Here is a 23,259-nt window from a genome sequence, read left to right on the forward strand (position 1 = left end):
GCCCCGGAGGCCGCAGATCCATGACGTCCCACCCCGCACCGCCCCCCGGACTGCGCGAGCGCAAGAAGGCCCACACCCGCCGGACGATCCAGGAACAGGCGCTGCGCCTCTTCCTGACCCAGGGGTACCAGAACACCACCGTCGAGGAGATCGCCGCCGCGGCTGGGGTCTCCCACATGACCTTCTTCCGGCACTTCCCGACGAAGGAAGCCGTGGTCGAGAACGACGACTACGATCCGCTGATCGTCCGCCTCGTCGAGGAGCGGCCGGAGGGCGAGGACAGCCTCACCGCGCTCCGCAATGCCTTGGTGCACGGCCTGGAGGCCGTCTACGCGAGCGACCGCGAGGCCCTCCTCGCCCGCACCCGCCTGGTGTTCGAGACGCCCGCCCTGCGCGCACGGACCTGGGACAACCAGTACGCCACCCAGCTGATGCTGGCCGGAGCCCTGCGCGCACGCACCCCGGCGGAGAGCGAACTGAGCACCCGCGTGATCGCGGGGGCGGGCCTCGCCGCCGTCACCAGCGCGCTCGCGGCCTGGGTCGAGAGCGACGGCGCCTGCGACCTGCCGTCCTTGGCCGACGAGGCCTTCCGCGCCCTGCGTCCGGCGTAGCGTCCGCCGCCGAGTAGCCCGTGCGGGCAACTTCAGGGGCGACGTTCTCAACGCTTCACGGTGCCCGACCCCAGCATGACGAGGCCCGTGATGAGGAGGGACAGGCCGATTGCCAATTCCCGGAATCCGTAGGCCTGGACGGCGTACAAGGTTCCGCCGGCCACGGTGAACGCCGAACCGACGCCGAGGGCGAAGACGGCCATACGGAACTCGGTGACGTGCTTGCTGAGACGGGCGAGGGTGTTGGCGTCCGGCATGTGGGATCAGCCTTCGTTCCTGGGAAGTGCGGTGTGCCGCGCCGACCTGCCGGAGCCCGGCAGGCAGCTGGAGGTCACTTTGCTGTCAGGGACCCGTTAACGAGCCGTAAGGAACGTATAAAGTACCTGACGGCGTGCCGGGAAGTCTGGTCGGCGAACAGGGGACGACTCTCTTCGTAGATCGGGGCTGCACGCCATGGTGCTCGTCGTTGTATTCGGTATTGCTCTCCTCGTCGCCGTGTTGCTGTCCGGCCTCGCCGCCCGAACCGTGCTGTCGACCTCCCTCCTCTTCCTTCTCGGCGGGGCTCTGGTCAGTGACGGATTCCTCGGGATCGTCCACATCACCTCCGACAGCGAGATCGTGGGCGTAACGGCCGACCTGGCGCTGTTCGCCGTCCTCTTCACGGACGGCATGCACGTCGCCTTCCCCGCATTGCGCCGGAACTGGAAGAACCCCGCCCGGGCGCTGGGGCTGGGGATGCCCCTCGCCATGGCCGGCATGGCGCTGATCACCCACTACCTGGTCGGGCTGGACTGGACGACGTCGTTCCTGGTCGGCGCGGTGCTGGCCCCCACCGACCCCGTTTTCGCCTCGGCGATCGTGGGGCGCAAGGAAGTGCCGGCGAAGCTGCGTCAGCTGCTCAATGTCGAGAGCGGGATCAACGACGGCCTCGCCCTGCCCGTCGTCCTGATCCTGATCGCCGCCGCCGGCCCCACCGCCGGGCAGGCGCGGTCGTCGGTGGGCGAGATAGCCCTCGAACTCGCCCTGGGCCTCGTCCTCGGCATCGTGTTGCCGCTCGCGGTCGCGGGACTGGTGCGCCTGCGCCTCCTCGGAGCCGAACCGAAGCTCCAGCCGCTGCTGCCGCTGGCGACCGGGATCATCCTCTACGCGGCCTGCCACCTGACCCACGCCAACCCCTACCTGGCTGCGTTCTCGGCCGGAGCGGTGCTCGCCTCGGTCTCGCCCGAGTCGAAGACGGCCTTCGAACCGCTCGGCGAAGCGCTGGCGGAGCTCGCGAAGTTCGCGGCGCTGCTGGTCTTCGGCGCCCTGCTGACCCCGGCCCTCTTCGGAGACCTTTCGGCGGGCGGCTACTCAGCCGTCGTGCTGGCCATCGTGCTGATCCGACCGGCGTCGCTGCTCGTATCGCTCCTGGGCGCGCGCATCGAGAGGCGCGAAAAGCTCGTCGCAGCCTGGTTCGGGCCCAAGGGCTTCGCCTCCGTCGTCTACGGCCTCCTCGTCCTCCAGGCCGGCATCCCGCAGGGCGAGGCGGCGTACACCCTCATCGCCGTCTGCATCGCCTTCTCGATCATCGCCCACAGCAGCACCGACGTCCCCATCGCCCGGCTCTTCCACGTCGACGACCTCGCGGGCATCCCGTCCGACGACGACCACCGGGACCGGATCCGCGTCCCCGTTCCGCGCGACACACCCGATCAGGAGAAGCACCATGCCAGCCCGTGATCTCGCCGAGCCCTACCCCCACGTGACCACCGACGCGCCCGCAGCCGACGCGGTGCGGTTGCTGGCGGAGCGGAACCTGCCCGCCCTGCTGGTGCTCGACACCGACGGTGTTCCGTACGCCGTCGTGCCCGGCTCCCAGCTGGTGGGGCAGCTGGTGCCCGAGTACGTGATGGAAGACCCGCTGCTCGCCGCCGTGATCGACGACCGGCACGCGGACGACCTTGCCGAGGAACTGGCGGGCCTGACGGTCTCGGAGTGGCTCCCGCGCCGGACCTTCAAGCCTCCCTACGTCGGCCCGGACGCGGGAGTGCTCCAGATCGCCGCGGTCATGGCCCGCACGCACGTCCCGCTCGTCGCCGTTGTCGAGCACGGCGGCGGGGCGGACCGGGTACGCCTCGTCGGGGTGGTGACGGCCGCGGCCCTGATGCGGCACTTCCTCGCGGCGGGCGGCCAGGTGTGAGCGACTGGCAGAGCTGGGCCGCCGTCGCCGTCTTCGCCGGCGCGTACGCCCTGATCATCAGCGAGAAGGTGCACCGCGTCGCCGCAGCGCTGGGCGGAGCGGGGTTGATGCTGGCGATCGGCGCCACCGACGACGGTGCCGCCTTCCACTCCGACGAGACGGGCATCGACTGGAACGTCATCTTCCTGCTCATGGGCATGATGATGATCGTCGGCGTGCTCAGACGGACCGGGCTCTTCGAGTACCTGGCGATCTGGTCGGTGAAGAAGGCAAGGGCCCGGCCCTTCCGGGTGATGGCCATGCTGGTCGTCATCACGGCGATGGCCTCGGCCCTGCTCGACAACGTCACCACCGTGCTGCTCGTCGCACCGGTGACACTGCTGGTCTGCGACCGGCTGCGGCTCTCCCCCGTGCCCTTCCTGATCGCGGAGGTGCTGGCCTCGAACATCGGCGGCACGGCCACGCTCGTCGGTGATCCGCCGAACATCATCATCGCCAGCCGGGCAGGGCTCACCTTCAACGACTTCCTGGTCCACCTCGCCCCGTTGTGTGTCGTGCTGGTGGCGATCCTCGTGCTGCTCTGCCGGGTCATGTTCGCCAAGCACTTCGTCTACGACGAGAAGCGGGCCGCGGAGATCATGGAGCTGCGCGAGCGGGAAGCGATCACCGAACCCCGGCTCCTGGTACAAGGGCTGGGCGTACTCGCGCTGGTCGTCGCCGGCTTCGTGCTGCACCCGGTCCTCCACTACGAGCCGAGCGTCGTCGCGCTCCTCGGAGCCGGCCTGCTCATCGCGATCTCGAAGGTGGAGACCGGAGAGGTCCTCGGTGAGGTGGAATGGCCCACCCTCGCCTTCTTCGCGGGCCTGTTCGTCATGGTCGGCGCCCTCATCGAGACCGGTGTGATCAGCGGGCTCGCCGGGTCGCTCGCGGACGCGATCGGAGGGGACGAACTCGGCGGCTCCATGCTCCTGCTGGGCGGCTCGGCGGTGCTCTCCGGGGTCGTCGACAACATTCCCTACGTGGCCACCATGGCCCCCATCACCAGCGAACTGGTCACCGACATGGGTGGCGACCCCGACCACGTGATGTGGTGGGCCCTTGCCCTGGGCGCCGACCTGGGAGGCAACGCCACCGCCATCGGCGCCTCTGCCAACGTCGTCGTCCTCGGCATCGCCGAACGCAACCGCCACCCCATCAGCTTCTGGGAGTTCACCAAGTACGGACTCGTCGTGACCGTGGTGACCGTCGCCGTATCCGCCCTCTACCTCTGGCTGCGCTACTTCGCCCTCGCGTAGGTCAGGCCGTGTCTCCGGGCCAGCCGAGGAGACGTGCGCCGATCACCGCGGTCTGGAGGGTGTAGCGGTTCAGCGGGTCGGCCGGGTCGGCTGCCGTGAGGGAGTGGATGCGCTCCAGGCGGTAGGTGAAGGCCCGCACGCTCAGCGACAGGCGGCGTGCGGCCTCCGTCGCCACACAGCTGCTGTCGAAATAGGCGGTGAGCGTGTCGATGAGGGGCTGGGCGCCGCCGCGCGCCGAGCGCAGGGGGCCGAGCGTGCTCTCCACCAGGTCGGCCATGGCCTGCCGGTCGCGGGTCAGGACCGGGTAGACGAGCAGGTCGGCGGCGTGCAGTACGGGCCCGTCGAAGCCCATGCGCTCGGCGAGGTCCAGGGCGCCGAGGGCTTCCTCGTAGGAGTGGACGACCCCGCCGGCGCCGGGGTGGGAGCGGCCGATGGCGACCTTGCCGCCGTCGGTGGCCGCGTAGGCCTGCTTGGCGAAGAAGGCCAGTACGTCGGGCTGGTCCCCGGGGGCCAAGCAGATCAGCCGGCCCTCCTTCGTGGTCAGCAGGATCTGCCGCCCGGGGAAGCGGGCCAGGACCGCCGTCTCGATGCCCCGGGCGACGCGGAAGCCGTCTCCGTACGGTTCGGGTCCGGCCGCTACGGCCACGGCGTGGGCCTGTGACAGGCGCAGGCCGAAGCGTTCGGCCCGCTCGGCGAGGCGGCCGAGATCGCTGCCGCCGTACAGCAGGTCGTCGATGAACTCGCGGCGCGCGGCCTCCTCCTGGCGGACGGCCTGGTGCTGGGCGCGCTCGTACCCCTCCACGAAAGCGTCGACGGCCTGCTCCACTACAGCCAGGAGCGGCCCGGGCCGCGAAGGGACGGGCTGCACGGTCTGTGCCGCCGCCAAGTGGTCGCGTATCAGGCCGCGCAGCGGGAGTCCGCTGTCTGCGGCACGCTCTCCCTCTGTCCGGCGGGATTCCAGCTCGTCCCGGTTGAGACGGCGTCCGGTGGCACAGGCCGCGGTCAGGATGTCGGCATACCCCATCAAATAATCCGCCGTTGCCGTTCGGTCCGTCACGCTCTTCCCCCAGTCCTGACGCGCCCATGACGCCTTCTTGACGCGGGCACCAGAGTGCCACGCGTTGCGGGGGCCACTGGCACCGGCATCAGGAGCGCGTAAAGACTGCCGGTTATCGGCAGTGTGCTTCGGACGAGGAGGACGGCATGATCAGTGCACGGGGGAACGCGCCGCAGCCCGGATGCCGAACCATGGAAATGGGGGGCGGTATCCGGGCGGCGGTGGGTCACACTCCTCCGAAGATGGCCGCACCGAAAGAGACGCCGAAGCGGTCGCGCCAGAAGGTGACGCCGGCGAGGTTGTGAATTTCTTCCGACGCCGCGTCGTTTCTGCACCTCCGGGTCCCTCTCCGGACGGAATCGATTCCGCATTCAAGGTGACCCGTATGCCCGGGCCGGATACCTCCCGGTGACACGACTACGTCGTCGGTGGGCTCCAGGAAGTCAGTGCTGTCGGGAAGAGAGCCACACCGCGGCCGAGGCCGCCAGGGCGAGGGCACCGAGGGCGAGCAGCGGCAGGCCGGGGCCGGGATACAGGTACAGGACGGCGCCGGCGGCGGTGAGGACCGCGCCGAAGACGAGCAGGGGTGACACCGGCCCGCCGGACGAAGGTCGGGGCATGGTGTGTCTCCTGGAGGGGAGGAACAGGTGATGGCCTCAGGCTCCCATATCGTGAGGCGGGGGTAAATGACCCCACCTCACCGCTCACGCCGCAGGCTGTGCCTGGCGGTGAAGACCTGATGGGCGACCTTGTCGCCGAGGGTGAGGGTGAGGGCCGTCGGTGGCATTCCTTTCGATACGTGACCCACGCCACATGCGATTCCTGTCAGGAATCGGGGCGCTGTTCCGCTCAAGTCACCGAAAGCCAAGCGAACCGACAGGAGCATCAGATGAAGCACCGCATCGTCGTCCTCGGCGCCGGCTATGCCGGGGCCTACGTGGCCGGGACCCTGGCGCGTCGGCTGTCCCCGGCGGACACCGAAATCACCGTGGTCAACGCCGTGCCGGACTTCGTCCAGCGGCTGCGGCTGCACCAGCTCGCGGCCGGCCAGGAGATCGCGGCTCCGAAGCTCGCCGACGTCTTCGTGGGCACAGGGATACGGCTGCGCCTGGCCCGTGTCACCGCCGTCGACCCGGAACGCCAGATCGTCGCCGTGGCCGGCGGCGACGAGCTCGGCTACGACACGCTCCTCTACGCGCTCGGCAGCCACGGTAGCGACCGCGGCGTCCCCGGCGTGGCCGAGCACGCCTTCGACGTCGCCACCCGGCCCTCCGCGCTGCGCCTGCGCGAGCGCCTGGACAGCCTGCGGGAAGGCGGGGAAGGCGGGGAAGGCGGGGAAGGCGAGAATGTACTGGTCGTCGGCGACGGGCTGACAGGCATCGAGACCGCCACTGAGATCGCCGAATCCCGGCCCGGCCTGTCGGTGACGTTGGTCGCCCGCGGAGAGCTGGGCGCCCAGCTCTCTGCCGGAGCCCGCGGCCACCTGCGTCAGGTTTGCGACCGGCTGGGCATCACCGTCCTGGAGCACACCGAGGTCGAAGCCGTCGAAGCGGCGCGGGTGTTGTGCGCCGACGGCGTCGCCTTGGCGTCTGACGCAACCGTGTGGACGGCCGGGTTCGCGGTCAACACTATCGCCGCCGCCGGCGGGCTGGAGGTCACCGAGAACGGTCGGATTGTCGTCGATCGCACCATGCGGTCGCTATCGCACCCGAACGTCTACGCCGCCGGCGACAGTGTCTACGCCATCGGGGACAACGGCCGGCCGCTGCCGATGTCCTGCGCCTCGGCCGGATACACCGGCCGGCAGGCCACGGACGCGATCGTGGGACGCCTGACCAGCTGCAAGATTCCGAACACCAAGCTGGAGTACGCGGGCAACCACATCAGCCTCGGGCGGCAGGACGGAATTCTGCAGATGGTCGACGACGAAGGGCAGGCAAAGCCGAAGTACATGGGTGGCTGGAAAGCCGCGCGGATCAAGGCGGGCATCGTCAGGATGTCGCTGTGGGCTACCGCGCACCCGACCTTCTGCGTGCCCAAGCGCAAGCACCACCTGGCCATGGCCGGTCTGAATGCCTCCGCCCAGAAGGCGGTCGCGTAACCGCCTATAGGGTGATCCGCGTGGACAGCACCGCAACTGATCGCTTCGACACCAGCCGGTTCGAGGCCAGCCGGAACCGGCTGGCCTCGCTGGCGTACCGGCTGCTGGGTTCCGCCGCCGACGCCCAAGACGCCGTGCAGGATGCGTTCTTGCACTGGCGGGCCGCCGACCGGCAGCGGATCAAGGTACCGGAGGCATGGCTGACCAAGGTCGTCACCAACCTGTGCCTCGACCGGCTCCGCTCGGCCCAGGCCCGCCGCGAAGGCACCGTCGGCGCCTGGCTCCCCGAACTGCTCCTCGACGGCGACCCGATGCTCGGCCCGGCCGACACCTTCGAGCAGCGCGAATCGGTCTCCCTGGCCATGCTGACCGTCATGGAGCGACTGTCGCCCGTCGAGCGGGCCGTCTACATCCTGCGCGAAGCGTTCGCCTACGGCCACGCCGAGATCGCCGAGATCCTCGACATCACCGAGTCCGCGAGCCAGCAGCACCTCCACCGCGCCCGGACCCGCATAACCGCCGCGCGCCGCCGCCCTCATGAGTGGCGGCTTCAAGCCCACGCCCGCAAAGCGGCGGCTCGTCGGCGGCACGCCCGCCCTCCACTACGCGGTCGTCAACGGCGCCCCCGCCATCCTCTTTGTCCTCGGCGACCAGGTCATGGGCGCCGTGACGTTCGACGTCACCGAAGACAAGATCGCAATCGTGCATGGCATCGCCGCCCCCGCCCGCCTCGTCCGCATCACCGAAGCCTGGCGACAGCGCGAACCGGACACGCCGCTCATCGCCCAGTGGTGACCCGACGCCCACCGCGGCCAGGCCTCGGCACCCGCGCTGCGATGAACGGATCTTCTCCGAGAAGACGTCTGCCCGCGCCGCCCCGCGCCCCGAGTTGGACAAGGCGGTGGCTCTCGTCAGTGACGGCCGCGCCTCCGGCATGCCCGTCATCCTCGTAGTCCACGAACCCGAGCGCCTCGGCCGCGACATCGCCGCCAAGCTCGTCGTCACCACCAGCACGAATGAAGGTCCTGCACCCTTCACCGGCCGCCGTTGTGCGCACGCTGCGCGAACGATGAACCGGTCGACACGGCAGTGACTACGTGGTCGATCCTTGTCGGCTCGCCCTCGTGTCCACCAATGACGAGGTTGTCTCAGATCCGGCCATCCGGTCGGCGGGGGACGGCTTCCCCGCGTCCGAGGAGTTCGGCCAGCCCGCGACGGGTGGCGGCCAGGACGACGCGGTCCTCCGGCTTGAGGACGTACCCGGGGTGCAGGTCCCAGACCAGGCCCGACTGCCGCGCCGGCTCCTCGGCGGGGGCGGAGGCGAGGTCGGGCCGGCGGTCCTCCGGGGAGGCGGTGTCGAGGGCGAGGACCCGCCATGCGCCCGGGCGGAACGACTCCGCGATGGTGCGGCCCTCCAGGTACGGATGGCCGGCCACGTCCACGGCGGCGAAGAGCAGGACCCGCCGTTCGACCGGGATGGCACCGAGGATCTGCCGGCCCATCATCGCTCCGGCGAAGGCGGGGGCGGCGAGGTGCGTCACGCTGCGGCTGCGGGTCAGGGCGGCGGGGTGCGCGGCCCGTAGCGTGCGGTAGACGGCGGTGGCGAAGTCGTCCTCGTACAGGCGCAGTACGGCCCGCAGGTTCGGCTTGACGGTGCGGGCGTACAGGGCGGCCTCGAGGTTGGTGGTGTCCGAGCTCGTCAGGGCGAGCAGCGAGTGGGCCCGGTGGACACGGGCCGACTCCAGTACGCCCTCGTCGGTCACATCGCCGATGATCACGGGCACGCGCAGGCTGCGGGCGAGCGCGAGGCCGCGTGCCTGCGGGTCGGATTCCACGCACACGACCGGGATCTCCAGTTCCCGCAGCCGGGCCAGCACCCTCGTGCCGATCTTGCCGAGCCCGAGCAGGACCACGTGGCCCGACAGTCCCCTCGGGGGCTGACGCAGCACGGTTGCCGTACGGAACGCCCCGAGCGCCTCCAGGGCGGCGGCCACCAGCACCGGGAGCAGGAGCAGGCCCACGAACCCGCCCAGGATCTGCAGGACCTGGCGCTGAGTGGCGTCTCCCACCGCGGGGTCGTTGATCGCGAAGATGTCGAGCAGGGTGATGTACGCGGCGTGCAGGGGATGGTCGCCGGTCGTCACCCACGACGCCACAGCGAGGGCTGCCACCGCGGCGACCATCCCGGCCATGGACCAGCGCAGCCGCCGGGAGAACAAGGAGGCCACCGGGAGCGCCCCGGCGCCGAGTCTTTGTCTCCTCCGGGTCGGGTCCGTGTGCGTGACCGTTTCGAGGGCCAGGATGCCTCGCCCCGTCGCGGCGGCGACGGCCCGGTCGTCCGGCAGCAGCTGCGGGCCGCGGTCCCCGCTGGATTCCGCGCCCTCGGCGCCTGCCGGGTCACTCGTCGTCGCGGACAGGAGCGCCAGGGTGCACAGGCCGGGGTCGGCCACCTCGCCTCTCCCCGGAGGCGTACGCTCCACCGCGCGCAGCAGGAGACCGTCGGCCTGGACCACCTTGCTCGTACCCGCGACGGCGCTTGCGGCCAGCGCGGGCGCGGCCGTATCGGCGTCGGAGAGCACGGTGGTCGAGGAGTCCAGCTCCCGCAGGTCGATACCCGGCTCCGCCACCATCGCGGCCTGGTCCAGGAGCTCCTCCAGGTGCTGGCCGAGCTTGCGGTTGTAGAGCCGGATCACCAGCCGCAGCCTCGGGTTGAGCCGGCGTGCCACCAGGGCGGCCCGGACGTTGGTGTCGTCGTCCTCGTAGACGAGCGCCAGGGCGGCGGCCCCGGCCACCCCCGCAGCGGCCAGTACCGCCTCGTCCGGCTCCGCCGCGTCCAGGATCTCCAGCTCCCGCTCGGCCGGCGGCCCGCCGCCCGCGGTCCGTGCCCGGGGCAGGGGCACCCGGCCCAGCAGCCCGCGCCCGGGTGCCCCGGGAGCACGGCCGACGCTGGGCCGGGTGTTGTGGGCGGCGGGCGCTACGAGCGTCACCCGCTCCTTGTAGACCTCCCGCAGTTCGGAGGCCAGCCGACGGGCCAGCCCGTCGTCGCCGCATACGACCATCCGCCCATCAGGGGCGGGCTGTTGAGGCTGTACCGATATCGAAGACACTGCCCAAGGATGCCTTGATCACGAAGCCGTATCAGCCTCGGCCGCGCACCCGTTCCGGTAGTGCGCGATGCGAGCCCATCCGGGGGAATCGGTGGCCCGGAGCGCACTGCGGTCGGGCTGTGCGGCGAGACATGGGGGATGACCGCTCATGAACACCGGGCCTGGAGCAGCAGCGCATACGCGCAGGCGATGCACACCCCGCAGCGCGCCCTGTCCCTGCGCGATGCGGAGGGCTGGCACTTCCCCCTGGATCTGGAGCGGTGGTGTGGCCGGGCGGACGAGGCCGACCGGACTGTGCTCGGCCGGTGCGCCGGCCGGGTGCTGGACATCGGATGCGGCGCTGGCCGGCTGGTCGAGGCGTTGACGGGGCGGGGCCGCCCGGTCCTCGGCATCGACGTCTGTCCCTCCGCCGTGATCACGACGGTGTGCCGGGGCGGGTCCGCGATGAGCAGGTCCGTCTTCGATCCGCTCCCCGACGAGGGCCGGTGGGGGACGGCGCTGCTGATCGACGGGAACATCGGCATCGGCGGTGACCCCCGGCGGTTGCTCCGCCGCGTCCGAGCCCTCGTGCACCGGGAAGGCCTCCTCCTGGTGGAGGTTGCCGCCACTGATGTGGACGAGCGCCGCCGCGTCCGTATCCATGCCGGGCAATGGCCCGTGAGTACCGTCTTCCCATGGGCCGTGGTCGGCGCCGCGGCGCTGAACCGCCAGGCAGCGTCGGAGGGATGGACCGAGGCCGAGCGGTGGACCAGTACTGGAGGCCGTCATTTCGTCGCGCTGCGGGCCTGCCGCTGAGCCCGGCTCCGGCCCCATGTCCGTACGATCAGGACCATGGCCGAGGCGGCGAACAGCGCGGCGGTGATCAGCAGCCACCGGGCCAGGAAGCCGTCCGCCGGGAGGGCGGTCGCGGCGGTGTAGTGCCCGACCCGTTCCAGGATCAGCGGCCACCAGACCAGCAGCAGGACACCGGAGACGAACCCGGGAACGCGGACGTAGTTGACGCTCACCGGTGGCGTGGACCGGCCGTCGGCCGCCTCCCACGCCCCACGGGCGCGGGTCCGCGCCGTGCGCCGTTGCACCGGCTGCCGGACGAGGAGTTCCTGGAGGCCCTCGACCTCGGCCATCGCCCGCGGGTTCAGGTCGAGCAGGTCGACCGAGTTGGCGATCGTCATCGTCGTGCTGATGTGGCCGCCCGCGAACATGACGTTCGCGAAGTTCACCGTCTCGTCCTCGGTGAGCCGGTCGCCGTCGAGCTCGGCGTTGGAGAGCCGGGTGAGCATTTCGTCGCCCGGCTTGTTGCGGCGCTCGCGCACCTTCTCGCGCAGGTATGACACGGCCTCCTGCTGGAGCTCGCCCAGCGCCTCCGCGAAGCCCTCCTGGGCCATTTCCTCGGGGGTGACGTTCATGACCTTGCGGGCCCAGTGGTAGAAGAGGTGCCGGTCTTCGGCCGGCAGCCCCAGGATCTCCAGGATGACCGCGATCGGAACCGTGTACGCGAGCTCCGCCACCAGGTCCACGCTGTCCTTGCCGATGAACCCGTCGATGATCTCGTTCGTGGTGCGGATGATCTGCGGCTCGAAGCCGGATATCGAGTGCGGCGTGAAGGCCGTACTCAGGATCTGGCGCACACGCGTGTGCCGCGGCGGGTCCATCTGGGGGAGGCTCTCCAGCCCCGTCTCGGGGAAGCCCATCCGGTGCATCTGCGAGGAGAAGATCTCGGGGTGGGTGAGGACATGCCGGGCGTCCGCATACCGGTAGGCCACCCACCACCCCGTCACGGGGTCCTGATGGACCGGGTGTTCGTCCCGCATCGCGTGGTACCACTCGTAGACGGCCGGGTCGTTCACGTTCGGCTGCGGCGGAATCGCAGTCACGTCGAGCTTGGACACCCCATCACCTTTCTCACCGGACAATCGGGCTGGTTCAGCCAGCCGCAGCGTGACGGTGAGTCCGGTGGTACCGCACCGGGGCACCCCCCAGCGCCGACCCCAGAACAGGCATGGAGGCGCTACGGAGTCCGGGCCGCCTGCTCGCTCTGGAGTGCACGCCACCGTGCGAGTACGCCGGTCAGTTCGGTCATCAGGAACTCGAAGAACTCGCTGCTGTCCGCCAGCCGTCGGCCTGCCGGGGTCCCCCCGCCGATGGTGTCGACACCCTCGTTCAGAACGCGGATCCAGCGCAGCATGAGCTCGTCCCGCTGGGCCATCGATTCGAACCAGGCGTTGTTGCGGACCCGGTAGCGGTCCCGCCGCGAGCCGGGTTCGCGCTCCCTGCTCACCAGTCCGACGCGGGCGAGATAGCCGATGGCTCCGGAGACGGCCGCCGGGCTGACATGCAGCCGTTCGGAGAGTTCGGCCGAGGTGAGGACGCCGCTGTCCTCTGCCATGAGACATGAGAAGATCCGCGCCGGCATCATCTGCATGCCCGCCTCGGCGAGTTCGGAGGCGAACCGTTCAACGAACTCCGAGACCGCCTCCGCTTCCTGCGGGGTCTTTTCCACCGACACGCTGTGTCCTCCTCCGACTCGACAGGTCCCACAATTTTAACGGTTCCTTATATTCACAATCTTGTGAATGTATCGTACCTTTTTAATCATGACGAAGGCGATCATGCTGTCCGACCTGCGGAAGTCCTTCGGTCGGACCCACGCCCTCGACGGACTCGACCTCGGTGTCGAGACGGGCGAGGTTCACGGCTTCCTCGGGCCGAACGGTGCGGGGAAGTCCACCACCATCCGGGTCCTGCTCGGACTCCTGCGCGCCGACGCCGGCACGGCGCAGCTGCTCGGCAAGGATCCCTGGAACCATTCGGTCGAACTCCACCGGCGGCTCGCCTACGTACCGGGCGACGTGGAGCTCTGGCCGAACCTGACCGGCGGCGAGGCGATCGACCTGCTCTCCCGGCTGCGCGGAAAACTCGACAAGCGACACCGGAACGAGTTGATCGAACGCTTCGACCTCGACCCCACGAAGAAGGGACGCACCTACTCCAAGGGCAACCGGCAGAAGGTCGCCATCGTCGCCGCTCTCGCCTCCGACGCCGAACTCCTGCTCCTCGACGAGCCCACCGCCGGACTCGACCCCCTGATGGAGGTCGTGTTCCAGGACGTGATCCTCCAGGCCAAGGCCGCCGGCCGGACCATCCTGCTGTCCAGCCACATCCTGGCCCAGGTGGAGAAGCTCTGCGACCGGGTCAGCATCATCCGCCAGGGCCGGGTCGTCCAGTCCGGCACGCTGAGCGGGATGCGGCACCTGACACGTACGACGATCGAGGCCGAGACCTCGTTCCCCGCGACAGGTCTGGCGGGTCTGCCGGGCGTGCACGAGCTGCGCAGCGAGGGTGCCCGGGTGCGCTTCGCCGTGGACGGCGAGCACCTCGACCAGGCGGTCCGCGCGCTCAGCCAGTCAGGACTCCGCAGCCTCGTCAGCCACCCGCCGACCCTGGAGGAGCTGATGCTGCGGCATTACGGCGACGAACTCGCCGCGAACGGGCACTCCGCCATCGCGGACGGTGCGGCCCGATGAGCACCACAACGGCCTCCCTGGCCTCTGCCCCGGTTCACGCCCCGGCAGGGGGCGGTACCTTCGCCGGCACCGCCACCCTCGTCCGGTTCAACCTGCGTCGGGACCGCATCCGCATCCCGGTATGGGTGTTCGCCCTGTTCGTCGCGTCTGCCGGAACCGCGAACAACGTCAAGACGCTCTACCCCACCGCGGCCGACCGCGCCGCGATCGCCCGGAGCTCGGACACCCCGGCCGCCATGGCTATGACAGGGCCTCAGCACTACCTGGACGACTACACCTTCGGCGCCATGCTCGGACACCGGATGCTCGGTTTCGCCGCTGTGCTGGTCGCGCTGATGAGCGTACTCATCGTCACGCGGCACACCCGGACCGAGGAGGAGACCGGCCGCGCGGAGCTCGTACGCTCCACCGTGGTCGGCCGCCACGCGCATCTGGCAGCGGCGCTCGCCGTGGCCGCCATCGCCAACCTCGGCCTGGCCCTGCTCCTCACCGTCGGCCTGAGCCGGATGGGCATCGAGGGAATCGACACCGGTGGATCCCTGCTCTACGGCCTCGCGCACGCCGGCGTCGGCATCGTCTTCGCCTGCGTGGCGGCGATCACCGTGCAGATCACCGCGCACTCCCGGGCGGCCTCCGGGATGGCGCTCGCCGTCATCGGAGCCGCCTACGCCCTGCGCGCCTCGGGGGACGTCGGCAACGACACACTGTCCTGGCTCTCCCCGATCGGCTGGGCCCAGCGCACCTATGTCTTCGTCGACAACCGCTGGTGGCCGCTGCTCCTGTCCCTCGCCCTCGCGGCGGCCTGCGCCGCCACCGGATTCGCCCTCAGCACCCGCCGGGACGTGGGCGCGGGCCTGCGCGCCGCCAGGCTCGGCCGTCCCACGGCCTCCGAGGCGCTGGTCCGCCCGTTCGGCTTCGCCGTGCGCCTGCACCGCGGCCTGCTCATCGGTTTCGGCGCCGGCCTCTTCCTCCTCGGATCGATGTACGGCTCGATCCTCGGGGACGCCGAGGACATGCTCAAGGACATCGATCAGATTCAGGAGGCCCTGAAACGGCTCGGCGGGGCCACCGTCGTCGAGTCCTTCGCCGCGATGATCATGTCGATCGTGGCCGTGGTCGCCTCCGTGTACGTCGTCATCGCGGCGCTGCGCCCACGAGCGGAAGAGAGCGCGGGGCGCGCCGAATCCGTACTGTCCACCGGGCTTTCCCGCGCCGGCTGGCTCGGGAGCCATCTGGCCGTCGCACTGATCGGTGGCACTGTGCTGCTGTTCGTGGCCGGACTCGGGCTCGGCATTTCCGGTGCCGCCTCCACCGGTGACGGCGGTCTGTTCCTCAAGCTCGTGGGCGCAGCCCTCGCCTACGCACCGGCGCTCTGGGTCACCGTGGGCATCACCGCGGCCCTCTACGGCTGGTTCCCGCGGGCTGCCACGGCGGCCTGGGTCGTCCCGGTCAGCGCTTTCGCCATCGGCTACCTGGGACAACTTCTGCAGTTCCCCGGCTGGCTGAACAACCTCTCCCCGTTCGGCCACGTCCCCCGGCTGCCCGCCGCGGACATGCGCTGGACGCCCCTGGTGATCCTCACACTGATCGCCGCCGCCCTCGTGTGGGCAGCCCTCCGGGGCCTGGCCCGCCGCGACCTCGAAACCAAGTAGCGCGGCAGGGCGGTATCCGGGCCCTGGTACCGCCTTCCGCCCGCCCGGCGGACGGTGCCAGGGCCCCGGATGATCAGCATGGTCGCGGTCCGGCCGAAACGAACCTCTCACGCGCCCCGGGGCGGCATCAGCCGGCGTCAGGGCAGACAGAGGCATCTGCGGCGGGGTGCCACGGCATGCACCACGATTCCGGCACGTACCGAAGCCGAGCGGTGCGCGTTACGCGCCGTGAGCCGTCGAAAGGGAACGGATCATGGAGACGGCTCAGAGCCAGGAGCAGGCGGCACCCGGCGCCTTCACCGCCTTCGCCCGCTTCGTGCTGTGCGGCGGCGGGGTGGGGGCCGCCTCCAGCTTCGCCGTGATGGCCCTCGCCTCCTGGATTCCCTGGTTCCTGGCCAACGCCCTGATCTCCGTGGGCTCCACGCTCCTCGCCACCGAGCTGCACGCCCGCTTCACCTTCGGCGCGTGCGCGTGCGCGACCTGGCACCAGCACGCACAGTCGGCCGGGTCCGCGGCGGCCGCGTACGCGGTGACCTGCGCGGCGATGGTCGTCCTGCAGCAGCTGGTGGCCGCGCCCGGTGCGGTACTCGAACAGGTCGTCTACCTGTTCGCCTCCGCACTCGCCGGTGTCGCACGGTTCGCGGTGCTGCGCCTCGTCGTCTTCGCGCGGAACCGTCAGGCCACGGCCGCCGTCCGCACCGCCCGGCCCGCGCACGGGACGGTGGCCCGCACCGCGGCCCCGGCCGGCCCTGCGGAACTCTGTCGCGCAGCCTGACGGTTCCGTAGGCAGGCGTGCCGCGCGAGCCGGCGGGTGGGGGTCCGGAGGTGGCCGGCCGCCGAGGGCGGGCAGCCGCTGGACTTCAACGGAGCCTCCACCGCTGGAGCCGTAGCCCGACCCTCGACATCACGGCCGACGGCAACCACTTGGGGCAGGGGCAAGCCGTACAGCCGGTGCGATCTCCAGGGCGGGCAGTGTGCCCGGTGCTCGACCACAAGCACCTGGTCCGCGACCTCCTGCTCAGAACTTCTCCGGGTAGAAGAACGCCAGGACGAGATATCCGACCAGGCTCACCGCGATGACGATGCCTACGACAGTCTCCGTACTCACTCGTACTCGACCCGACCCCTCGCTTGGATTTCAACCTCACCAGCGAACGGGAGCGAGGTCGTGGGCGATAGGGGTCCTGACGAACTTCTGACGCTTCTTGGGCGCGACGCTGACGATGAATTGACGGCCAGGCGGTGTGCCGGCGCAAGCCCGATGTCCGGGTAGCCCCAGGGCGGCGCTCACAGGTCGGAGAGCCGTGCCTCCTCGAGGTCGAGCGTGCGCTGGAGCTGTCGGCGGGTGGTGTCGCTGATGTGGTGGTCGTCGTAGAGGCGCCGGAGTTCGGCGGCCTCGACATTGATCAGGTCGCGGCGCAGGTGTCGGTAGACCTGGTCGGCGGACTCGTACGGCCCCTCGTCGTCGCCGAGCCTGTCGTGGGCATGGTCGCGACGGGCTTGCAGGGCACGACGGAGTCGATCGAGTACTGCCCCGGGTGCGGCCTCGAGTCCGGACAGTTCGTCCAGCCGGCGCAGACCCGCTTCGGCCAGACGCAGTCGCGCGCCGGTCTCCTCGCGTTCGGTGTGATCCGGTTCGAGGCCGATCCCCGAGCGGCGGACGACCGCGGCGAGGGTGAAGCCCTGGACGACGAGGGTGACGACCACGACGGACGAGGTCAGGACCAGCACCAAAGGGCGCTGAGCCAGCGGAGATCCGTCCGCAGCGGCGATGGGGATGGACAGGGCTGCGGCGAGGGGCATGACACCGCGGGTTCCCGCCCACGACAGGACGGCGGGGATCCGCCAGTTGGTTTTGGCCTTCCTGTTCTTCCACTGGAGCAGGGCGGAGAGCGGGAAGATCCACAGGATCCGTACCGTGATGAGGGTGCCTGCCAGGGCCAGTGCGTAGACCGGCCAGAGCCGGTTTTCGTCGCCCAGCTCGCGGATCAGACCCGGTAGGGAGAGACCGATCAGGCTGAACACGACGCTTTCGAGCAGGAAGATCACCGTGCCGTAGACGGCGTGCAGTTGGAGGCGGATGGGTGCGCTGGTCAGGCGATCGCCGCTGCCGCCCACGAGGACGCCGGCCACGACCACGGACGTGACGCCGGACGTGTGGGCGGTCTCGGCCAGGACGTAGGCGGCGTACGGGGTGACGAGCGCGACCACCGTTTCCAGGACCGGGTCCTCGATGCGGCGCCGGATCAGCATCACGACTCCGGCGATCGCGGCCCCGATCAGGGTGCCGCCTCCGGCGAGCAGGGCGAACTCACTGCCGGCGCTGCCCCAGGAGACAGCGGAGGAGGCGATCGCGATGCTCGCCGCGACCCGGAAGAGGACGAGGGAGGTGGCGTCGTTGAACAGGCTCTCGGCCTGGACCATGACCTGGACCCTGGGCGGCAGTGCGAGGCGCCGGCCGAGCGCGGTGACCGCCACGGGGTCGGTGCTCGCGAGCACGGCCCCGAGGACCAGTGCCATCCGCCAGGACAGGGGAGTCAGCGCGGAGGCCACGAATCCCACCACCGCGGCCGAGGCCAGTACGAGACCCACGGCGAGTACGGACACCGGCTTCCACACGGCACGCAGCTCGCGCCACGACAGCTCTTCGGCGCTGGCGTACAGCAGGGGTGGCAGGACGACGAGGCCGATGATCTCGGGGGTGATGTGTATCTCGGGGGCCCCGGGAAGCAGGGCGACGGCGAGGCCCGCGACGACGAGCAAGGAGGGAGCCGGTATGCGCCAGCGGCGGGCACCGGTCGCGACGAGGGTGGCGAGGACAACGAGAAACAAGACCGTACCAACGCTGCGCATGCCGCCCCTTGGGCCCCTGGAATCGAGATCGGGGCCACGTGGCCCGTCACGCCGACCAGACTTCCCGGCACACCGCCTTCACCATATCCGCATGGACTGTGTCAGGACAGCGTCAATGTGCCCGCGCTCAACCGCGATCCGGCGGAATTTCGCCCGATGATGTGCGTGAGCAGGACTTGTGTGCCTCTGCCACCCAGGGGAGCCCCTTCGTGGACCGGGGCGTTCTTCGGCGTGAGGAGGCACGTGACGTGGCGGAGGCGGTTGTCCGGCCCGGAAGACTGAAGGTCTTTGTCGGGGCGGCCCCCGGCGTGGGCAAGACGTACCGGATGCTGGATGAAGGGCGGCGGCGGGCGGACCGGGGGACGGACGTGGTGGTGGCCTTCGTCGAGTGTCACGGACGCCGCCTGACCGAGGAGAAGCTGGCCGGCCTGGAGGTCCTGCCACGCGTGGAACGTACGTACCGGGGAGGCTCGTACGCCGAGATGGACCTGGCGGCCGTCCTGGAACGGCGGCCCGAGGTGGCGCTCGTCGACGAACTGGCCCACTCCGTCGTTCCCGGCGGAAGCCACGCCAAGCGCTGGCAGGAAGTGGAGGCGCTCCTCGCGGCGGGGATCGACGTGGTGACGGCCGTCAACATCCAGCATTTGGAGTCCCTGGGCGACGTCGTCGAGAAGATCACCCGGGTCCCGCAGCACGAGACCGTTCCGGACGCAGTGGTGCGCCGGGCCACCGAGATAGAGTTGGTGGACCTGCCACCCGAGGCGCTGCGACGGCGCATGGCGCACGGGAACATCTACGCCCCGGAGAAGGTCGACGCGGCCCTGTCCCACTACTTCCGGGTCGGAAACCTCACCGCGCTGCGGGAGCTGGCGCTGCTGTGGGTGGCCGGGCGCGTGGACGAGGCACTGCAGAAGTACCGCGTCGAGCACGGCATAGGGGGAGTGTGGGAGACCCGGGAGCGGGTGGTGGTCGCCATCACCGGCGGACCCGAGGGAGAAACGATCATCCGGCGGGCTGCCAGGATCGCCGCCCGCTCGGCGGGCGGCGACCTCCTCGCCGTGCACATAGCGCGCAGCGACGGCCTGGCAGCGGGAGCGTCGGCTTCAGCGCTGGTCCGCCAGCGCGCCCTTGTCGAAAGCCTCGGCGGCACCTACCACTCCCTGATCGGTGAGGATGTGCCCACGGCGCTCACCGAGTTCGCCCGCGCGGAGAACGCCACCCAGCTGGTGATCGGTACGAGCCGACGCGGTCGCGTAGAGCGCTTCCTCACCGGGCGGGGTACGGGTGAGACGATCGTCGCACTGTCCGAGGACATCGACGTTCACATGGTCACGCACGAACGGGCGGGACACGGAAGACTGCTGCCCTCGCGACGGCGGACTCTGCCGAACTCCCGCCTGATCGCCGGACCGGTACTGGGTCTCGTGCTCCCGCTCGCGCTCACCTTTCTGCTCGACCGGACCCGGGGCAGCCTCAACCTCACCAGTGAGGCGCTGCTGTTCCTGGTGACGGTGGTCGGAGTGGCGTGCGTGGGCGGAGTGGTGTCGGCCCTCGTCGCGTCCGTGACGGCCTCGCTCCTGCTGAACTACTGGTTCATTCCGCCGGTCGGCGAGTTCACCATCGCCGAGCCCAACAACATCCTCGCGCTGGTGGTGTTCGGGGTGGTCGCGGGGACCGTCGCCGCCACGATCGACCGGTCGCTGCGGCTGTCGCGCAGAGCCGCCAGGGCGACGGCCGAGGCGGAGACGCTCTCCTCGCTCGCCGGCTCCATCGTGCGGGGGGACCAGGCCGTTCCCGCGCTCCTCGAACGGACCAGGGAGACCTTCGGGATGGACTCCGTCGAGCTCACCGCCGAACCGGCCACGGAGAACACCTCGTCCGTGGCAGTCCCGGTGGGCCAGGGCGGGTATCTCGTACTGCGGGGGCGTCCGCTGTCCGCCTCCGACCGGCGTGTCCTGGCAGCCTTCGCCGCGCACGTCACGGTCGCGGTCGAACGGGCCCGGCTGGCCGAGGCGGCCGCCGAGGTCGAACCCGTCAAGGCGGCTGACCGAATGCGTACCGCCCTCCTCGCGGCGGTCAGCCACGATCTACGGACCCCCCTCGCGGCCGGCTGGGCCGCCATTGCCTCCCTGCGCGCCCGGGACGTGGCGTGGAGCGAGGAGGACCGGGACGAACTCCTCGCCACCGCCGACGAGTCGATGGCCCGGCTCAACCGCCTCGTCGAGAACCTCCTCGACATGAGCCGACTGCAGGCGGGGGCCTTGAAGCTGGACCTACGAGCCACGGACCTGATGGAAGTGCTGCCCGCCGCACTGGACGGAATGCCCGCAGATGCGCCCGTCATCGACATCCGGAGCGTGGAAGAGGCCCCTGCGGTGCTGGCCGACCCGCCACTGCTCGAGCGGGTGGTCGCCAACCTGCTCAGCAACGCCGCCCGGCACACCCCGCCCGGACAGCGCGTTCTGCTGACGGCCAGCGCGCTCGACGACCGGGTGGAGTTCCGGGTCGTAGACCGTGGGCCCGGAATCCCCGAGGCGGACCGCGAGAACGCGTTCGTGCCGTTCCAGCGCCTCGGCGACACCGACAACACGACGGGCGTCGGGCTCGGGCTCGCACTCTCCCGGGGACTCGCCGAGGCGATGGGCGGCACGCTGACACCCGAGGACACCCCCGGAGGCGGCCTGACCATGACGCTGTCCCTGCCTGGCGTTCCCGCGCCCCTCGCGGCACGGCGTGCCGTGGGGCCTGGCTGACGGGCGCCGACTACAGCCGTGGCGATGGTTTTCATTCGCCATCGCCCGGCTGGCCCGCCGTTCCGTCCCGGCGTCGGTCCATACGCAACATTGACGGCGAACTCGCGTGCGAGTGCAACCGTGGCGCCGCCGATCCATTCTGATCAGATGTGACCTCAACTCTCACTCTACTGCCGTATGTTGCTCCACGCTCTCAGCACATGGTGATCTGCGGGGACGACGGCCTGGCCCGTCGCCTCGCGGTCGAGCTCGACGCCGTGTGCGGTGAGACCGTCACGGTGGTGCTGCCGTCCCGTCGTGATGAGCACGGTGGGGAGATCGACGCACTGCACCACAACCCCCACTCGCCCGTGGAACTGATCATTTCGGCCCGCCCCGATGACCAGACACTGCGGGCGGCAGGAGTCGAGCGGGCCGCCGCGCTCGCCCTCACCTACGGCGACGACCAGACCAACATGATGGCCGCGCTGCTCGCCCGCAGCATCAACCCGTCGATCCGGCTGGTCATCCGGATGTACCACCGTGAGCGCGGCCGTCACCTGGAACAACTCCTGGACCGTGCCGTTGCCGCTCGGACGCCGGACCTGGAGGAAGGATTCGTCGACGCCTCCACCACCGTGCTCTCCGACGCCGACACCGCCGTGCCCGAGCTGGTGGCCGCCGCCGCGCTCGGCCAGGGGCACACCCTCCAGGTCGACGGCAAGGTGTTCCGCGGTGTGGTGCGTCCGGCGGGCGAGGCGCCGCACGCCTCGGACCTCGCCACGCTGGCGGTTTTCTCCGGGACGGACCGAGACGATCCGCGCAGCCAGGACAGCGCCGAGACTCCCGGTGCCGACGGCACGCAGCTCCTCCCGGACACGGTCACCTCGTACCACCGGCAGTTCACTCACGGCCGGCTGATGCTGGAGGAGGTCACCCACGACCAGGTCCCGGAGGCACCGGCCGACGCGCGCAGGCCGGGCGGCTGGCTCCGTGACCGGCTCACGCAACTGCCCTGGAAGGTCTTCGTCTCGCGCGAGGTCATGTCCGTCTTCGGACTCCTCGCCGCCGTCGTGGTGCTGCTGTCGCTCGCCACGCTCACGCTGGTCGACGGGATACCGCTGTGGAAGGCGGTCTATCTGCCGATGCTGGACATCTTCACCATGGGAGACCCCGCGACGGACGAGGAACCGACACGCCGGGTGCTCCAACTCATCGCCGGCTTCGTCGGGCTGGCAGTACTGCCCCTCGTCGTGGCCGCGACGATGAACGCCAGCGAGGCGTTCCGGACCGCTGCCGCCGCCCACCCGCCCACCGAGACCCTCGGCGACCACATCGTCCTCGTCGGCCTCGGCAAGATCGGCACCCGGGTTCTGGGCCGCTTGCGGACCACCCACCACAAGGTGGTCGTCATCGAACGCGACCCGCTGGCACGCGGCGTCGCCCGTGCCGGTGAACTCGGCGTGCCTCTGCTCCTGGACGACGCCACGGACCCGCGCGTCCTCGACCTGGCGAGGATCGGGCGGGCGAAGTCGCTCCTCGTGCTCAGCAAGGACGACAGCGCCAACCTGGACATCGTGATGGCCGCCCGCGAGGCCAATCCGGACATCCGGGTGGTGATGCGGCTCTACGACGACGACTTCGCGGCCACCGTCTCGCACACGCTGCGCGCCTCGTATCCGCACGCGCCGACGCGCAGCCGCAGTGTGTCGGCGCTGGCGGCGCCCTCGTTCGCGCGGCGATGATGGGCCGCCACGTCCTGGGCGTGATGCCGGTCGAGCGCGGGGTGCTGCTGTTCACTGTGGTGGACGTGGGCGGGCACCCCGAGCTGGAGGGGTTCTCGATTCACGAGGCGTTCAAGCGGAACGAATGGCGCGTGCTGGCGGTGGGTTCGTCGGAGGGCTCGGCGGCGTACCGTCCGACTTCCTCTTCGGACACGCTGGGCGGTCTGTACGTGCCGCGAGCGACCGGCTTCGACTGGCGCCCGCCGCATGGCCGCGTCCTGCGGGCAGGCGACCGGGTGGTGCTCGCGACGACCCGGCGGGGCCTGGACGTCCTGATGACCGGCGTCCAGCCCCACCCGGCACGTCGGGCCGACCCGGCCACTCCCGACCCCGGATGGTGAGTCCGTCCCCGAAGGCGCGGGGC

At 70.4% G+C, this 23,259-nt stretch carries 21 protein-coding genes and 1 pseudogene; 14 read left to right on the forward strand and 8 right to left on the reverse strand.

Annotation, left to right across the window (positions count from 1 at the left end):
• The first annotated feature begins 20 nt into the window (after positions 1–20).
• On the forward strand, positions 21–611 hold the full coding sequence (locus OG373_RS33480) for a TetR/AcrR family transcriptional regulator (RefSeq protein ID WP_405442222.1): 591 nt from the start codon (positions 21–23) through the stop codon (positions 609–611).
• A gap of 47 nt (positions 612–658) precedes the next feature.
• Here the strand turns inward: OG373_RS33480 and OG373_RS33485 are convergent, their stop codons facing one another.
• Positions 659–868: a hypothetical protein gene (locus tag OG373_RS33485; RefSeq protein WP_405442223.1), complete on the reverse strand. Its 210-nt coding sequence runs from the start codon at positions 866–868 to the stop codon at positions 659–661.
• Positions 869–1,064: 196 nt separating this feature from the next.
• Here OG373_RS33485 and OG373_RS33490 point away from each other — a divergent pair, with 196 nt between their 5' ends.
• The 3 genes from OG373_RS33490 to OG373_RS33500 are packed head-to-tail and all read left to right on the forward strand — an operon-like array spanning position 1,065 to position 4,085.
• Complete coding sequence (locus OG373_RS33490; protein WP_405442225.1) at positions 1,065–2,330, forward strand: cation:proton antiporter; 1,266 nt, start codon at positions 1,065–1,067, stop codon at positions 2,328–2,330.
• Positions 2,317–2,790: a CBS domain-containing protein gene (locus tag OG373_RS33495; protein ID WP_405442226.1), complete on the forward strand. Its 474-nt coding sequence runs from the start codon at positions 2,317–2,319 to the stop codon at positions 2,788–2,790. The genes OG373_RS33490 and OG373_RS33495 overlap by 14 nt, the downstream gene beginning before the upstream one ends.
• Positions 2,787–4,085, forward strand: a complete 1,299-nt coding sequence (locus tag OG373_RS33500) for an SLC13 family permease (RefSeq protein ID WP_405442227.1) — start codon at positions 2,787–2,789, stop codon at positions 4,083–4,085. Before OG373_RS33495 ends, OG373_RS33500 begins: the two co-directional genes overlap by 4 nt.
• Before the next feature lies 1 nt (position 4,086).
• On the opposite strand, the gene OG373_RS33505 is transcribed toward OG373_RS33500, so the two are convergent.
• Both OG373_RS33505 and OG373_RS33510 read right to left on the reverse strand, forming a co-directional pair.
• Entirely contained in the window at positions 4,087–5,109 is a 1,023-nt protein-coding gene (locus OG373_RS33505; RefSeq protein WP_405442228.1) for a PucR family transcriptional regulator, read from the reverse strand.
• A gap of 476 nt (positions 5,110–5,585) precedes the next feature.
• A complete protein-coding gene (locus tag OG373_RS33510; protein WP_405442229.1) occupies positions 5,586–5,762 on the reverse strand; it encodes a hypothetical protein in 177 nt (58 codons plus the stop codon).
• Positions 5,763–6,031: 269 nt separating this feature from the next.
• Here OG373_RS33510 and OG373_RS33515 point away from each other — a divergent pair, with 269 nt between their 5' ends.
• The 3 genes and pseudogenes from OG373_RS33515 to OG373_RS33525 all read left to right on the forward strand — a co-directional run bounded on the left by OG373_RS33515 (position 6,032) and on the right by OG373_RS33525 (position 8,336).
• The gene (locus OG373_RS33515) at positions 6,032–7,243 is read left to right on the forward strand and encodes an NAD(P)/FAD-dependent oxidoreductase (protein WP_405444290.1); all 1,212 of its coding nucleotides are present in this window, start codon (positions 6,032–6,034) and stop codon (positions 7,241–7,243) included.
• A 20-nt stretch (positions 7,244–7,263) separates the two neighbouring features.
• A pseudogene (locus tag OG373_RS33520) lies at positions 7,264–8,038 on the forward strand (sigma-70 family RNA polymerase sigma factor).
• Entirely contained in the window at positions 7,950–8,336 is a 387-nt protein-coding gene (locus tag OG373_RS33525; protein WP_405442231.1) for a recombinase family protein, read from the forward strand. The pseudogene OG373_RS33520 and the gene OG373_RS33525 overlap by 89 nt, the downstream one beginning before the upstream one ends.
• Positions 8,337–8,391: 55 nt before the next feature.
• Here the strand turns inward: OG373_RS33525 and OG373_RS33530 are convergent, their stop codons facing one another.
• Positions 8,392–10,302, reverse strand: coding sequence for a potassium channel family protein (locus OG373_RS33530; protein WP_405442233.1), 1,911 nt, complete (start codon positions 10,300–10,302; stop codon positions 8,392–8,394).
• Positions 10,303–10,488: 186 nt separating this feature from the next.
• On the opposite strand from OG373_RS33530, the gene OG373_RS33535 reads away from it, so the two are divergent.
• Positions 10,489–11,145, forward strand: a complete 657-nt coding sequence (locus OG373_RS33535) for a methyltransferase domain-containing protein (protein ID WP_405442235.1) — start codon at positions 10,489–10,491, stop codon at positions 11,143–11,145.
• Here OG373_RS33535 and OG373_RS33540 read toward each other — a convergent pair.
• Both OG373_RS33540 and OG373_RS33545 read right to left on the reverse strand, forming a co-directional pair.
• A complete protein-coding gene (locus tag OG373_RS33540; RefSeq protein WP_405442237.1) occupies positions 11,115–12,239 on the reverse strand; it encodes a hypothetical protein in 1,125 nt (374 codons plus the stop codon). The two genes, OG373_RS33535 and OG373_RS33540, sit on opposite strands and share 31 nt — an antisense overlap.
• Before the next feature lie 119 nt (positions 12,240–12,358).
• A complete protein-coding gene (locus tag OG373_RS33545; RefSeq protein ID WP_405442238.1) occupies positions 12,359–12,856 on the reverse strand; it encodes a GbsR/MarR family transcriptional regulator in 498 nt (165 codons plus the stop codon).
• Positions 12,857–12,944: 88 nt separating this feature from the next.
• Here OG373_RS33545 and OG373_RS33550 point away from each other — a divergent pair, with 88 nt between their 5' ends.
• The 3 genes from OG373_RS33550 to OG373_RS33560 all read left to right on the forward strand — a co-directional run bounded on the left by OG373_RS33550 (position 12,945) and on the right by OG373_RS33560 (position 16,301).
• Positions 12,945–13,874, forward strand: a complete 930-nt coding sequence (locus OG373_RS33550) for an ATP-binding cassette domain-containing protein (RefSeq protein WP_405442242.1) — start codon at positions 12,945–12,947, stop codon at positions 13,872–13,874.
• Positions 13,871–15,526: an ABC transporter permease gene (locus OG373_RS33555; protein ID WP_405442244.1), complete on the forward strand. Its 1,656-nt coding sequence runs from the start codon at positions 13,871–13,873 to the stop codon at positions 15,524–15,526. Before OG373_RS33550 ends, OG373_RS33555 begins: the two co-directional genes overlap by 4 nt.
• Positions 15,527–15,779: 253 nt before the next feature.
• Positions 15,780–16,301: a hypothetical protein gene (locus OG373_RS33560; protein ID WP_405442246.1), complete on the forward strand. Its 522-nt coding sequence runs from the start codon at positions 15,780–15,782 to the stop codon at positions 16,299–16,301.
• Positions 16,302–16,544: 243 nt separating this feature from the next.
• Here the strand turns inward: OG373_RS33560 and kdpF are convergent, their stop codons facing one another.
• Positions 16,545–16,634: a K(+)-transporting ATPase subunit F gene (gene kdpF / locus OG373_RS33565; RefSeq protein ID WP_405442248.1), complete on the reverse strand. Its 90-nt coding sequence runs from the start codon at positions 16,632–16,634 to the stop codon at positions 16,545–16,547.
• 179 nt (positions 16,635–16,813) lie between these two features.
• Positions 16,814–18,379 (reverse strand): Na+/H+ antiporter, encoded by a 1,566-nt coding sequence (locus tag OG373_RS33570; RefSeq protein WP_405442249.1) that lies wholly within the window; start codon positions 18,377–18,379, stop codon positions 16,814–16,816.
• A gap of 248 nt (positions 18,380–18,627) precedes the next feature.
• On the opposite strand from OG373_RS33570, the gene OG373_RS33575 reads away from it, so the two are divergent.
• The 3 genes from OG373_RS33575 to OG373_RS33585 all read left to right on the forward strand — a co-directional run bounded on the left by OG373_RS33575 (position 18,628) and on the right by OG373_RS33585 (position 23,236).
• The gene (locus OG373_RS33575; RefSeq protein WP_405442251.1) at positions 18,628–21,132 is read left to right on the forward strand and encodes an ATP-binding protein; all 2,505 of its coding nucleotides are present in this window, start codon (positions 18,628–18,630) and stop codon (positions 21,130–21,132) included.
• Positions 21,133–21,332: 200 nt separating this feature from the next.
• Entirely contained in the window at positions 21,333–22,856 is a 1,524-nt protein-coding gene (locus OG373_RS33580; RefSeq protein ID WP_405442252.1) for an NAD-binding protein, read from the forward strand.
• The gene (locus tag OG373_RS33585) at positions 22,853–23,236 is read left to right on the forward strand and encodes a hypothetical protein (RefSeq protein ID WP_405442253.1); all 384 of its coding nucleotides are present in this window, start codon (positions 22,853–22,855) and stop codon (positions 23,234–23,236) included. Before OG373_RS33580 ends, OG373_RS33585 begins: the two co-directional genes overlap by 4 nt.
• The last annotated feature ends 23 nt before the right edge of the window (positions 23,237–23,259 follow it).

This window comes from Streptomyces avidinii (genome assembly GCF_045161815.1).
Lineage (GTDB): Bacteria > Actinomycetota > Actinomycetes > Streptomycetales > Streptomycetaceae > Streptomyces > Streptomyces avidinii.

Coding starts and splice junctions, on each gene's coding strand:
- OG373_RS33560 (WP_405442246.1), top strand. CDS start 15,780: ATGGAGACGGCTCAGAGCCAGGAGCAGGCGGCACCCGGCGCCTTCACC.
- OG373_RS33550 (WP_405442242.1), top strand. CDS start 12,945: ATGACGAAGGCGATCATGCTGTCCGACCTGCGGAAGTCCTTCGGTCGG.
- OG373_RS33580 (WP_405442252.1), top strand. CDS start 21,333: ATGGTGATCTGCGGGGACGACGGCCTGGCCCGTCGCCTCGCGGTCGAG.
- OG373_RS33555 (WP_405442244.1), top strand. CDS start 13,871: ATGAGCACCACAACGGCCTCCCTGGCCTCTGCCCCGGTTCACGCCCCG.
- OG373_RS33485 (WP_405442223.1), bottom strand. CDS start 868: ATGCCGGACGCCAACACCCTCGCCCGTCTCAGCAAGCACGTCACCGAG.
- OG373_RS33490 (WP_405442225.1), top strand. CDS start 1,065: ATGGTGCTCGTCGTTGTATTCGGTATTGCTCTCCTCGTCGCCGTGTTG.
- OG373_RS33525 (WP_405442231.1), top strand. CDS start 7,950: ATGGCATCGCCGCCCCCGCCCGCCTCGTCCGCATCACCGAAGCCTGGC.
- OG373_RS33535 (WP_405442235.1), top strand. CDS start 10,489: ATGACCGCTCATGAACACCGGGCCTGGAGCAGCAGCGCATACGCGCAG.
- OG373_RS33505 (WP_405442228.1), bottom strand. CDS start 5,109: ATGGGGTATGCCGACATCCTGACCGCGGCCTGTGCCACCGGACGCCGT.
- OG373_RS33570 (WP_405442249.1), bottom strand. CDS start 18,379: ATGCGCAGCGTTGGTACGGTCTTGTTTCTCGTTGTCCTCGCCACCCTC.
- OG373_RS33510 (WP_405442229.1), bottom strand. CDS start 5,762: ATGCCCCGACCTTCGTCCGGCGGGCCGGTGTCACCCCTGCTCGTCTTC.
- OG373_RS33585 (WP_405442253.1), top strand. CDS start 22,853: ATGATGGGCCGCCACGTCCTGGGCGTGATGCCGGTCGAGCGCGGGGTG.
- OG373_RS33530 (WP_405442233.1), bottom strand. CDS start 10,302: ATGGTCGTATGCGGCGACGACGGGCTGGCCCGTCGGCTGGCCTCCGAA.
- OG373_RS33480 (WP_405442222.1), top strand. CDS start 21: ATGACGTCCCACCCCGCACCGCCCCCCGGACTGCGCGAGCGCAAGAAG.
- OG373_RS33495 (WP_405442226.1), top strand. CDS start 2,317: ATGCCAGCCCGTGATCTCGCCGAGCCCTACCCCCACGTGACCACCGAC.
- OG373_RS33515 (WP_405444290.1), top strand. CDS start 6,032: ATGAAGCACCGCATCGTCGTCCTCGGCGCCGGCTATGCCGGGGCCTAC.